Raw genomic sequence first — 12,751 nt, forward strand, 5'->3', positions numbered from 1 at the left:
GGTTTACAACTAATACCCTCTGGGGAAACACAGTAATATATCATTAAAACAGAGAAAAAAGAACAGAATGGAAGAAGTATTCAAGTACATTATCGGTCTTGGAGCGGCAGTAATGATGCCGGTCATTTTCACAGTCTTAGGAGTATGTATCGGTATTAAACTACCGAAAGCGCTGAAAAGCGGTTTATTAGTAGGTGTCGGTTTCGTCGGTTTGTCGGTAGTCACAGCGTTGCTTACCAGCAGTCTGGGTCCTGCACTGAGTAAAATGGTAGAAATCTACGGATTGGAATTGGGTATTTTCGACATGGGTTGGCCTTCTGCGGCAGCAGTAGCCTATAATACCTCTGTCGGTGCTTTTATTATTCCGGTTTGTTTGGGAGTCAACTTGCTGATGTTGCTTACCAAAACGACACGCACTGTCAACATCGACCTTTGGAACTACTGGCATTTCGCTTTTATCGGAGCGATCGTTTATTTTGCTTCCGACAGTATTCTTTGGGGATTCTTCGCCGCTATCATCTGCTACATCATCACGCTTGTAATGGCGGATATGACTGCTCCCGCTTTCCAGAAGTTTTATGACAAGATGGACGGTATCTCTATCCCTCAGCCGTTCTGCCAAAGTTTTGTTCCATTCGCTATTGTTATCAATAAATTACTTGATATGATTCCGGGATTCGATAAGTTGAATATCGATTCGGAAGGTATGAAAAAGAAATTCGGACTGATGGGCGAACCGTTGTTCCTGGGTATCGTAATCGGTTGCGGTATCGGAGCGCTGGGTTGCGCAAGCTGGCAAGAAGTAGTGGACAGCATTCCCGGCATTTTAGGATTGGGTATCAAGATGGGAGCCGTAATGGAATTGATTCCGCGTATCACCAGCCTCTTTATCGAAGGTTTGAAACCAATCTCCGACGCTACCCGCGAGTTGATTGCCAAGAAATATAAGAACAGCACCGGTTTAAGCATTGGTATGAGTCCCGCTTTGGTGATCGGACATCCTACTACACTGGTGGTATCTCTGCTTTTGATTCCTGTCACTATCTTCCTGGCTGTTATCCTTCCGGGCAACCGTTTCTTACCGCTGGCTTCTCTGGCAGGTATGTTCTACTTGTTCCCGATGATTCTGCCTATCACAAAAGGCAATGTGGTGAAATCATTCATCATCGGTCTGGTAGCCTTGATAGTAGGTCTGTACTTCGTTACAGAACTGGCAGGATTCTTCACACTGGCTGCCAAAGACGTATATGCAGCTACGGGTGACCCGACAGTAAATATTCCCGCAGGCTTTGAAGGCGGTGCGCTCGACTTCGCTTCCAGTCTCTTCTGCTGGGGTATCTTCCACCTGACTTACAGCCTGAAGATTGTCGGCCCGGCTATCCTTGTGATACTTGCGCTCGGAATGGCTGTTTACAACCGTATCCGCATGACTAGAAAAGATGCGAAAGAAGCATTAGAGAACAAATAATCAATGACATAATAATAATCCAATAAAAATTCGAAATATGAAAAGATTAGCAATTGCAATGATGTTGGGTATCGCAGCCATGTCTGCTTCAGCCCAAGTAAATTACAAGATGCAAGTGGCTTGCAATCCGCAAGACGTGAAAACGTATGATACAAACCGCCTGCGTAGTAGCTTCCTGATGGAAAAAGTAATGGTTCCGAACGAAATCAACGTTACTTATTCCATGTATGACCGTTTTATCTTCGGTGGAGCAGTTCCTGCAACTAAAGAGCTGGTATTGGAAACTATCGACCCGCTGAAAGCTAAATTCTTTTTGGAACGCCGCGAACTGGGTGTTATCAACATTGGCGGTGAAGGTATCGTAACCGTAGACGGTAAAGAATACACATTGAAATTCAAAGATGCTTTGTACGTAGGTAGAGGCAAACAGAAAGTGACTTTCAAGAGCAAAGATTCAAGCAATCCCGCTAAGTTCTACATCAACTCGGCTACTGCTCACAAGGAATACAAGACTCAGTTGATTACAATCGACGGACGCAAAGGTTCTCTGAAAGCGAACTCTTTCCCTGCCGGAAAAATGGAAGAAAGCAACGACCGCGTTATCAACCAGCTGATTGTCAACAACGTGCTTGAAGAAGGCCCTTGCCAATTGCAGATGGGACTGACAGAGTTGAAACCGGGTAGCGTATGGAACACAATGCCTGCACATACTCACAGCCGTCGTATCGAAGCATATTTCTACTTCAACGTACCGGCAGGCAATGCAATCTGCCACTTCATGGGCGAACCGCAAGAAGAACGTATCGTCTGGATGCAGAACGAACAGGCTATCATGTCACCGGAATGGTCTATCCACGCCGCTGCCGGAACCAGCAACTATATGTTTATCTGGGGTATGGCGGGTGAGAACCTGGACTATGGAGACATGGACAAGATTAAATATACAGAAATGCGCTAATCGTTGCGCAGCTCTGAATCACATATCAGTAAGAGAATGTGTTAATACGCAGATTAACGCAAATTATCGCAGATTGTTTTAATTATATATAGGTTAACCAACGGCCTATAAAATTACTTCTGTGATAATCTGCGTTAATTTGCGTTTTATTATTCGTTATGATGCCCCCTTTGAAACAAATTACATATATAATGTAACGGATAATACATGAATTCGACCAATTTTTACAAATGAAATCCAGTCGAAATACCGACCTTTGTCAGCGAATCAAAATCTATTTAAATCCATTATCATGAATGCATTTCAAAAAACAGGCGAAAAGATGACAAACTACAGATGGACTATCTGTGCTATGCTATTCTTTGCTACTACAGTCAATTATCTCGACCGACAGGTTCTTTCATTGACCTGGGACGAATTTATCAAACCGGAATTTCATTGGAATGAGGTACACTATGGTACGATCACTTCCGTATTTTCTATTGTCTATGCCATTTGCATGTTGTTTGCCGGACGCTTTGTCGACTGGATGGGAACCAAGAAAGGATATCTCTGGGCAATCGGCGTATGGTCGGCAGGTGCTTGTATGCACGCACTTTGCGGAATCGTAACCGAGCAATACGTAGGTATGCACAGCGCCGCCGAACTGATGGCCGCTACCGGAGACGTTGTTGTCGTGCTGGCTACCGTAAGTATGTACTGTTTCCTGGCTGCACGCTGTATCCTTGCACTTGGTGAGGCCGGTAACTTCCCTGCAGCTATCAAAGTAACAGCCGAATATTTCCCGAAGAAAGACCGCGCTTATGCAACTTCCATTTTTAATGCCGGTGCTTCTATCGGTGCTCTGATCGCTCCCGTATCTATCCCATTGCTCGCTAAGGCTTGGGGATGGGAAATGGCTTTTATCGTTATCGGTGCTCTCGGCTTTATCTGGATGGGAATGTGGGTATTCATGTATACTTCTCCCGACAAGAGCAAGCACGTCAATAAAGCCGAATTGGACTATATCGAACAAGATAAGTTTGAGGAAGGTGAGATCCCTGCAAATGCAGAAGTGAAGGAAGAAAAGAAAATGAGCTTCCTCCAATGCTTCACATACAAGCAGACATGGGCTTTTGCCGCCGGTAAGTTTATGACCGACGGTGTGTGGTGGTTCTTCCTGTTCTGGACTCCGTCTTATCTGAACACCCAATTTGATATTAAGACATCCGATGGATTGGGGATGGCATTGATTTTCACGTTGTATGCGGTGACCATGTTGTCTATCTACGGTGGTAAACTTCCGACTATCTTTATTAATAAGACAGGTATGAACCCGTATGCTGCCCGTATGAAAGCGATGTTGATTTTCGCATTCTTCCCATTGGTAGTATTGTTGGCACAGCCGTTAGGAACACTTTCTCCGTGGTTCCCGGTTATTTTAATCGGTATCGGTGGAGCGGCTCACCAATCATGGTCGGCCAATATCTTCTCTACGGTGGGCGATATGTTCCCCAAAACCGCAATTGCAAGTATTACAGGTATCGGCGGTATGGCCGGTGGCGTAGGTTCTATGCTTATGCAATACGGTGCGGGCGTATTATTTGTGCATGCTGACGAAACCCACATGACATTCATGGGATTTGAAGGCAAACCTGCCGGATATTTCATCATGTTCTGTATCTGTGCAGTATCTTACTTGCTCGGATGGGTGATTATGAAAGCATTAGTTCCGAAATACAAACCTATCGTATTGGATTAATTCATCCACTTACGTTAGATAACAAACAAGAGGGGGAACTCATCACGAGTTCCCCCTCTCTCTTGTGTATTAACAATAAATTTCTTTGAAAAAGGAAAAAATAAAAAAGCCTCTTCTCACGAAGAAGGCTTTTTAGGTTTACTTATTCTGCACCATCTTCCTGCAATATTTTCAATTGCAACACTTGAGATGAAGTGTCATTGCATTCTCATAATGAAGAATAGTAAACGTTAAGATGAAAAAAAGGGAAGTCTCACGACTTCCACAATTCTTCTAACCTTAAATCTAAATCTCTATGAAAAAAACGTGCTGCAAATATAGGCGTTTGTTCAACATAGAGGTGTTAATGAATCGCATAAAGAGAGAATAAAAACTAACATTTGCAAAAATTAGCAAATCACTCCTTATACTCCATTAAATTTAATAAACTTTCGTAGAGTGGATTGGACTTCAGATACTTAGGGACTCCTGTCACAAACATCTGTTTTCGCGCACGGGTAAGAGCTACATTCAGTTTACGATCAATCAGCGTACCGTCTTCTTCTGTTAAATTCGATACAAACTTTAATTGAAAATAACTGTTGATGCAACAGGAATAGATGATTACATCCCGTTCGCTCCCTTGAAAACGCTCGACAGTATCAACCATAATCCGGTTCAGAGCCGGAATGCCCAATGCGGCTATTTCTTTTTTAATCAGTGCTATCTGACTTCTGTAAGGGGTAATGATTCCCAACGTACGCGCCTCATCGAAATCTGTCCGGCAATCCTCATAGATACGGGCAACCAGATCCGCTACAATACGGGCTTCCGAATGGTTTATTTTCGTAGATGTTCCTGTCTTCTCCGGTACGGAAGGATAAAAAGCCAGACGACAAACAGTATCGGAGTCTTCCAGTTGGTGAGGCAATCCGACGGGAATCAGACGCCCTCCATAAAAAGCACGGTTGGCAAATAGAGCCACTTCGGGATGCATACGACCTTGACGGCAAAGCATATCGTAGGAAGGATGAGAGGTCAGGGATGACTGACGAGCGGTGCAGTTGCGGTAGAGACGTTCAAACAGGGAATCTTTCAAGTTGGTCAGTCCGATAGACAGCAAGGACTCCTCGTAGATAGCGGACTGTTCAGAACTTTGCAGCACAACGGCAGGAAGTTGCTTATGGTCGCCAATCAGGATAAATTTATCAATGGCATTCCCACCCTCTTCGCCACGTGCACAAAGAATACCTAATAGCTGAGGTTCCAATATCTGAGTAGCTTCATCTATAATGGCAACATTAAAATGTTTCAGACGGAACAATTCCGGTTTGCCGGAAATGGCCGCTACGGTTCCTACAATGATGCGGCAACTCCGAATACGCTCGTAAACTTCCGAACGGCGGTTGCAGGAGGCCAATTCGTTTTCTATCAGATGAGTGCGGTAAGTCTCGTCGCACGACAATTCACTTCCCACACGGATAAAATCAACGGCAGGACGAATGGAAGCAAGCGATTTGCATATCTCGTCGACAGCCCGGTTCGTATACGAAAGCAGGAGGATTTGAGCGCCTTTATCCGCATGGAATGTTTCAACCATCTTCTTTAAGGCACAAGAGGTCTTTCCGGTTCCCGGAGGACCGATAAGAAGAAAATAATCTTGCGCGGCTTTCGCTTTCAATGCGACACGGGTGAAGTCGTCTTTCGCCTGTGAAACAAGAAAATCCAATGATTCGTCGAACTTCGGCGGACGCTGGGCCAGCAATAAGTCGCGACGTTCCTGTGTCGCAGAGAGATAAGCGTACAATCCTTGATACATGGAGCGAAATGTCGTATCCATCGTGTCATGTTCTATCGCATAAAGGCTATCGGCAGGGAGCACCGAAGGATTCTGCTGTGTAGCCCGAAGGCGGATACCTATTTCATGATCGGTCAGATGTTCGATATTGCCCTTGAATACCATTTTATTGGTTACGTTATCCATCCCGCAGTTTCGTTCATAGAGGATAATGGCGTCACCTTGACGGAAATTAGGAAGTACGTTTTGTATATCATTGTCCGCTACTGCCTCCGGCAGTTCCTTTTCTTCTAGATCGGAACGTACCAATAATAAATAAGCTTTATGCTCGTCGGCGGCATGATTTTCACGAATCCGCAAATTATAGATAATCTCACCGGCTTCGCATTTCTCGGCCAATGTGGAAAGCCACAAGGAAGCCGCACCCGTACGCCCTTCATAATCCACATCACCGGACTTAGAAGTATAAAGTTCTTTCGTCAGAAAATTATAGACCGCATAAAAATAGCTCTTTTCTATGGCGGAAAGCCTCTGCAACTTCTCCTGAAAGCGATCAATGGGCGGCCGCAAATAGGTTTCCCAGAAACGTCCTCGCAAGCCACGTTCATTCAGTGTGGAAGCATTGATCTCATCTAACTTCCGTGCGGTATATTCCGGATTGTTATGCAACTGGATACCATATTCATCGGCTACAATCCGGTTGCGCAAGTCAATCACACGGCGCACCATTGCCCAAGAAGGCCGTGAAGGGTAAAGAAGCGGATAACGGGTATAAAGCAAATAGGCTTTTACTTTCCGGTGATCCATCCCCATAGAGTATTGCAATACTGCCTGATAAAGCAACATCTGCACCTTGTTGTTCTCTTTCGGTTCCACCTTGCCGCGGATAGCGTACTCGTCAGCTTTACCCGATTTCATTTCGATGAAGGAGGACATATCCCGTTGCATATAATCAAGGCGGCCTTGCAGTCCGAGCGCTTCGCAGATATAAGAAGGTTCAAGCACCGCATCCGTCTTGTCCAATTCGTATCCGGCAGCATGAAAAGTATCATTCACCGTTTCGCGGATATGCTCGAAATGTAATTTGCAATCATCAAAGAATTGCCGCTCCTTCTCTCTGTCCCGCAAATCGGGGCAAGCCGCCAATTCGATGGGATAGCGGCGGAAAGCCTTTTGCATACAAGTCCGATAATCAATATCCTCGTTCGGCGCATGAATCCATTCATCCAGAAAGAGATTGGCAATATTTCCCAGTAACAGGGGACGGGCATTCTCAATCGGTTGCATTCGGGAAAGGAAGTAGTTTCCCGGATGGTGTCCGTAATCGCGGAAACACTCTGCAAGCGAACTGATATCAATCAAATAATCCGGTTCGAGAACGATGAAAGAAGGGGTAAGGATTCCCGCCTCATCTATCGCAACGTCAAGCAGATTCACCTGGGCATGTTGCCAAAGCAGCTTACAGGTTTCTGCAAACTCTTCGTTTATTTGAGGTATATTATAGCGGACAAGATAGGGCTTTTCCGAGACTTCGTCCAAAGGAGTCACATACAGATATTGTTCGTCCGCATATTGAAAACAGACACGCATTCGCCGGACTCGTTCACGGGCAGGAGGGGCAACCAGATAGGTAGCGTCCGCACGGGGAAGCAAACGGTATAACTCATCCGGAATATTCTCTTCCGAAAGTTTGCGGATCAGAAAGGCCAGTGTTTTAACATCCCGCAAGAGGTTTTCCCTGTTCGGTTCGAGACAGCGGTTCAGGATTTGATTGGAAGTCAGGCGGAAAGTATGAAGCCGGTTCTGCTCTCCTACCGAAAGTCCGGTCTTGGCAGCAATAAAACTGATTCGTGCCGAGAGGTCGGTCATTTGCAAACTGCCGCTCTGCATTTGCGCCCGGCAAATACGTTCGAGCAAGTCGCGCATCTGCTTGTAACCAACGGTCAGTTCATCCTCTCCCGCCTTGCAGACTGCTAAAAGTAATTCATAAGATTCTATCGCTTCACTCTTCTGACAGGGCAATTTCATCTTCTATTTCCTCTTCGGTTTTCTTCTTATCCTTTATCATCAGGATACTCATTTCGTATAGCAGATAAAGCGGAATAGCGACAACACTCAATGTAAACGGATCGCCTGTTGGAGTAATAATGGCAGCAGCTATCACAATGATGACAATCGCATGGCGACGGTATTTCCGCAAGAAAGACTTATTGACTATTCCCAGCAGGGATAGCAACCAGGTCACTAACGGCAACTCAAAAGCCAGCCCCATACAGAGTACCAACATCATAAAATTGTCGATATAGGAATTGAGCGACAGAATGTTCTCCACTTCCGCACTCAACTGATAGGTGGAAAGAAAACGGAGCGTCAACGGATAAACCATAAAGTAACCCAGCAAAACACCGACAAAGAACATCACCGTTCCAACTGTCAGAGCTTTACGCACTCCTTTCTTTTCATTGGGATAAAGGGCAGGACCGATAAAGCGCCATACTTCAAAGAAAAGATAAGGCATGGCAGTGACTACCGACATCCAAAAGGCTGTCGACATATGTATAAAGAAAGGAGCCGCCAAGTTAATATTGACCAGCTTCACTTGAAATTCTTGTGTGAAGAAATCATCGGTCAAATCAAGCGCCCGACCGATATACCGTAATAAATCGTAGAATATGAAATCATTGTGGCAAGGCGCCAATATCACATGATCAAAAAGATAAGGCATGGCAATAAAATAACCTATCGCCAATACAAACCAAACTCCGATCACCCGGAAAAGTACCTTGCGCAGTTCATCCAAATGATCCCAAAAGGTCATTTCTGCCATCCGTACTTGCTTTACTTACTTGAGTCCGCCGGTTTGTCCAGGTCTTCTTTTGCCTTATTTATTTCCTCTTTCGCATCATTCACTCCGTCTTTGAAGCTCTTCACTCCTTTTCCCAAGCCACGCATCAATTCAGGAATTTTCTTTCCACCAAAGAGCAAAAGAATAACTAGAGCAATGATAATCCATTCGGACCCACTAGGCAAAAAGCCTAACAATAATAAGTGTGTCATAAGTTTATTTGATAAAGAGGTTTTTATTAGTCGGTACAAAGATAATTATTTTCACCACAGATTACACGGATTAACACAGATTTTTATTCACCACAGAGGACACAGAGGGCACAGAGTCCTTTTTTCATAATACGCTGTCAGTATCCTCAGTATCTGATTTGCATCTTTGAAAAAAACTCCGTGTCCTCTGTGTCCTCTGTGGTGAACTAATCCTGATAATATACCCGTTTCACCCGCGTCGATATGCTAGTCAGCACTTCGTACGGAATCGTATCCAGCTTGTCGGACAATACTGTGATCGGCAGGTCGTCACCAAAGATTATAGCTGGGTCGCCTTCACGGCAGTCGATGTCCGTAACATCTATCATACAGACATCCATGCAGATATTGCCCACATAAGGGGCTTTCTTGCCGTTCACCAGACAGTAAGCATTTCCACGCCCCAAGTGTCGGTTCAGGCCATCGGCATAACCGATAGGAATAGCGGCTATACGGGACGGACGTATCAAGTGTCCCATCCGGCTATATCCCACCGTATCTTCTTCGGGGACATCCCGAATCTGAAGTATGGTTGTCTTGAGCGTGCTGACATTATGTATAATCGAATTATCTATCGGACTCACTCCGTAAAGTCCGATACCTAGCCGTACCATGTCAAACTGTGCTCCGGGAAAACGCTCGATTCCTGCCGTATTGCAGATATGGCGTAAAATCTTATGCGAGAAAGCCGCCTGCAATTCTTGCGAGCCTTTTTCAAACAACTCGATTTGCTGCCGGGTGAAAGCGTCAAATTGAGGAGAATCACTGCCCACGAAATGAGAGAATACCGAACGGGGAATTACCGCATTCTGATTCTTCAAGCGACGGATAAGCAAGGGGATATCTTCCGCTTCAAAACCCAGCCGATGCATTCCCGTATCCAGTTTCACATGAATAGGGAAATTGGTGATTCCTTCCTTTTCTGCGGCTTTAATCAGCGCATCAAGCAAATGGAAATTATAAACTTCCGGCTCCAGTTTATAGTCAAACATCGTTTTGAACGCTGTAAGCTCCGGATCCATGATGATGATAGAGGACGTGATACCCGCTTTGCGCAGTTCGGAACCTTCATCGGCTACCGCCACAGCCAAGTAATCGACATGATGTTCCTGCAAAGTCTTGGCTATCTCGTATGAACCGGCTCCGTATGCCGACGCCTTCACCATACAGATCATTTTCGTCTCAGGATGGCGCAACATGGAGCGATAATGATTCAAGTTCTCCACCATCGCACCCAGATTTACCTCCAGTATCGTTTCATGCACTTTCAGTTCGAGTGCTTCGGACACCAGATCGAAGTTGAACACACGAGAACCCTTTATCAGAATCACTTCCGAATGAAGGGATTTGAGCAGTTCCGATTTAAGAAGCGCTTCGGTATTAGGGAAGAAATAACGTTCTATCCCGTCGTCAAAACGAGCGGCACACGAAGAAATTTCCGGTCCTACTCCTATCAATTTATCAATACCCCGACTCTGCACCAGTTGGGCTACACGCCGATAAAGCGTGGCAGTACTCTGTCCCGTTTCCAGAATATCCGACAGAATCAGCGTACGTTTCAGTCCTTTCTTTTCAGAACGGCGCACCAGGAAGTCAAGAGCTATATCCAGAGAAGCCAGATCCGAATTATAGCTATCATTAATCAATAGGCAGTTATTCTTTCCCTCTTTCACTTCAAGGCGCATGGCAATCGGTTCGAGGCGTGCCATGCGTTCCGTTATCTGATCGGCGGGAGTCATCAAGTAAAGACAGGCAGCCAAGCAGTTTAGTACGTTTTCGATGGAAGCGTCGTCGATGAAAGGAATGCAGAAAGTGTTATCCATATTCAGATAACGGTAAGCGATAACGGTATGGTCTTCTTTCTTTGTCACACGACTGATGTACAACGGACGTTCAATATCCGTACGGCTCCAGGCAATCTCACGTGCGGTCAGCATTGATTTCGCCACACAATTGCTAATCAACTCATTATCACCATCATAAATCACGACATCACAATCTTTGAAAAGGGTTAGCTTTTCCATGCACTTCTCCTGCAATGAGAAGAAGTTTTCCTGATGAGCACCACCGATATTCGTCAGAATACCGATAGAAGGCTTTATCATCCGTTTCAATGCACCCATCTCCCCCATCTCAGAAATACCCGCCTCGAAAATTCCCAATTCCGCTTCTTCGGAAAGTTGCCACACAGACAATGGAACACCAATCTGCGAATTATAACTACGCGGAGAACGGACGATACAACGGTCCGGACTCAGCAATTGGTGCAACCACTCTTTCACAATGGTTTTTCCATTGCTTCCGGTGATACCGATTACAGGAATATTAAACCTCTCCCGATGTACCTCAGCCAGTTTCTGCAATGCTTTCAGAGGGTTCGGAACGATGAGGAAATTGAGAGTCGAGGAGAAATTGAAAGTTGAGAGTTGAGAATTGAGAATTGGCTGCGCATCATCATCCTGCATAGCACTCTCAATTCTCAACTCTCCATTCTCAACTTGTTTAAACTCTTCCTCCGAGACCACAAAGTTTCGGACACCCCGGGCGTATAGTTCGGGGATGTAGCGGACTCCACTATTGCGTTTGGTGGTTAATGCAAAGAAAAGAGTTTCTTCCGGAAAACTCAGGGAACGGCTATCTGTTAAGAGCCAATCGATAGTCGCTTCATATTCACCTACACGGCGGGCGCCGATACTTTGGGCTATGGATTCAATCGCGTATGACATAGTTCTGTTTCTTTTTGAAAATCTAAGTACGGGTATTTTCTGATAAGTCGTTCTATTTTTAACACTATTTGTCCTAAAAAGCGTTGATACGCTTCGGACTCGGGATGAAAGGGCTTGTGCGCCAAGTCCCGGCGGATGTCTTCTACTTCGCGGATAACCTGCTTTGTTTCAGCGGAAAAGAAGGTTTCGGAAAAGCGTTCCCAAAGGTAACGGACCGCCAACGGAGACGGATGCAACATATCATCCGCATAGAAGCGATAATCACGTAATTCATCCAATACGATTTCATAAGAGGGGAAGTAGAAAACTTGTTCCGGGAACAATTGCTGCAACCGGTCGATGGCCAGTAACAAAGTAGATTTACTCAATTGGTTGGCATGCATTCCATCCCGGATATGACGGATGGGACTGACTGTAAACAAGAACTTCAAGGTTGCATTGCAAGCAGCCATATCGGTAATCAATGAAGTGTATTCATCTACTATTTCATCCACAGACAAAAGTCGGCGATTAAAATCATTCTCCGGTAATTTGTGACAATTGGAGACTACCTTTCCTGTCTCTTTTGCTTCATAAACATAGGCTGTTCCGAAAGTCAACATCAGCCAATCAAGCTTCAGCACAGTCTGATGGGCTTGCAGCAAACGGGCATTGATATTCTGCAACGTAGCCTCCGGAGTAGTAGCCGAAAAAGAGCCATGATGCATAGTACTATGCCACAGCCCTCTATAAGCAAACAAATCTTTCTCCGTATATTCTTTTTTTGTAATAATCTCTTTCAAAGCTGAGGATATGGACAAAGGATTATACAGAATTCCGAAAGGATTCAAATCCAGTTGAAACTTGGCCTCTGTCAAGAAAGTTCCCATATTCTCAGCAAAACAAGATCCCATCAAAAGAATAGGAGATATATGGCTGATAGACGGTAGTCCGACCGGCAATTCCACTGATGTTTGAAAGTTCATCATGATTTTCCTACATTTTA

At 45.0% G+C, this 12,751-nt stretch carries 8 protein-coding genes; 3 read left to right on the plus strand and 5 right to left on the minus strand.

The window, feature by feature from the left end; genetic code table 11:
* Positions 1 to 67: 67 nt before the first annotated feature.
* The 3 genes from GD630_RS11425 (at position 68) to GD630_RS11435 (ending at position 4,167) form a co-directional block, all read left to right on the plus strand.
* Positions 68 to 1,468 (plus strand): PTS galactitol transporter subunit IIC, encoded by a 1,401-nt coding sequence (locus GD630_RS11425; RefSeq protein ID WP_007751151.1) that lies wholly within the window; start codon positions 68 to 70, stop codon positions 1,466 to 1,468.
* A 37-nt stretch (positions 1,469 to 1,505) separates the two neighbouring features.
* The gene (kduI, locus tag GD630_RS11430) at positions 1,506 to 2,426 is read left to right on the plus strand and encodes a 5-dehydro-4-deoxy-D-glucuronate isomerase (RefSeq protein ID WP_007764793.1); all 921 of its coding nucleotides are present in this window, start codon (positions 1,506 to 1,508) and stop codon (positions 2,424 to 2,426) included.
* A 292-nt stretch (positions 2,427 to 2,718) separates the two neighbouring features.
* Positions 2,719 to 4,167, plus strand: a complete 1,449-nt coding sequence (locus tag GD630_RS11435; protein ID WP_007764791.1) for an MFS transporter — start codon at positions 2,719 to 2,721, stop codon at positions 4,165 to 4,167.
* A 397-nt stretch (positions 4,168 to 4,564) separates the two neighbouring features.
* Here the strand turns inward: GD630_RS11435 and GD630_RS11440 are convergent, their stop codons facing one another.
* The 5 genes from GD630_RS11440 to GD630_RS11460 all read right to left on the minus strand — a co-directional run bounded on the left by GD630_RS11440 (position 4,565) and on the right by GD630_RS11460 (position 12,731).
* Positions 4,565 to 7,972 carry an AAA domain-containing protein gene (locus tag GD630_RS11440; RefSeq protein ID WP_143864894.1) on the minus strand — a complete coding sequence of 1,136 codons (3,408 nt, stop codon included), beginning with the start codon at positions 7,970 to 7,972 and terminating at the stop codon, positions 4,565 to 4,567.
* A complete protein-coding gene (gene tatC, locus GD630_RS11445) occupies positions 7,947 to 8,771 on the minus strand; it encodes a twin-arginine translocase subunit TatC (protein WP_182505594.1) in 825 nt (274 codons plus the stop codon). Before tatC ends, GD630_RS11440 begins: the two co-directional genes overlap by 26 nt.
* A gap of 11 nt (positions 8,772 to 8,782) precedes the next feature.
* Entirely contained in the window at positions 8,783 to 9,001 is a 219-nt protein-coding gene (locus GD630_RS11450; RefSeq protein ID WP_007764784.1) for a Sec-independent protein translocase subunit TatA/TatB, read from the minus strand.
* A gap of 206 nt (positions 9,002 to 9,207) precedes the next feature.
* The gene (locus GD630_RS11455; RefSeq protein ID WP_143864893.1) at positions 9,208 to 11,766 is read right to left on the minus strand and encodes a bifunctional UDP-N-acetylmuramoyl-tripeptide:D-alanyl-D-alanine ligase/alanine racemase; all 2,559 of its coding nucleotides are present in this window, start codon (positions 11,764 to 11,766) and stop codon (positions 9,208 to 9,210) included.
* The gene (locus GD630_RS11460; protein ID WP_143864931.1) at positions 11,742 to 12,731 is read right to left on the minus strand and encodes a GSCFA domain-containing protein; all 990 of its coding nucleotides are present in this window, start codon (positions 12,729 to 12,731) and stop codon (positions 11,742 to 11,744) included. Before GD630_RS11460 ends, GD630_RS11455 begins: the two co-directional genes overlap by 25 nt.
* Positions 12,732 to 12,751 lie beyond the last annotated feature (20 nt).

The organism is Bacteroides zhangwenhongii (genome assembly GCF_009193325.2).
Classification (GTDB): Bacteria; Bacteroidota; Bacteroidia; order Bacteroidales; family Bacteroidaceae; genus Bacteroides; species Bacteroides zhangwenhongii.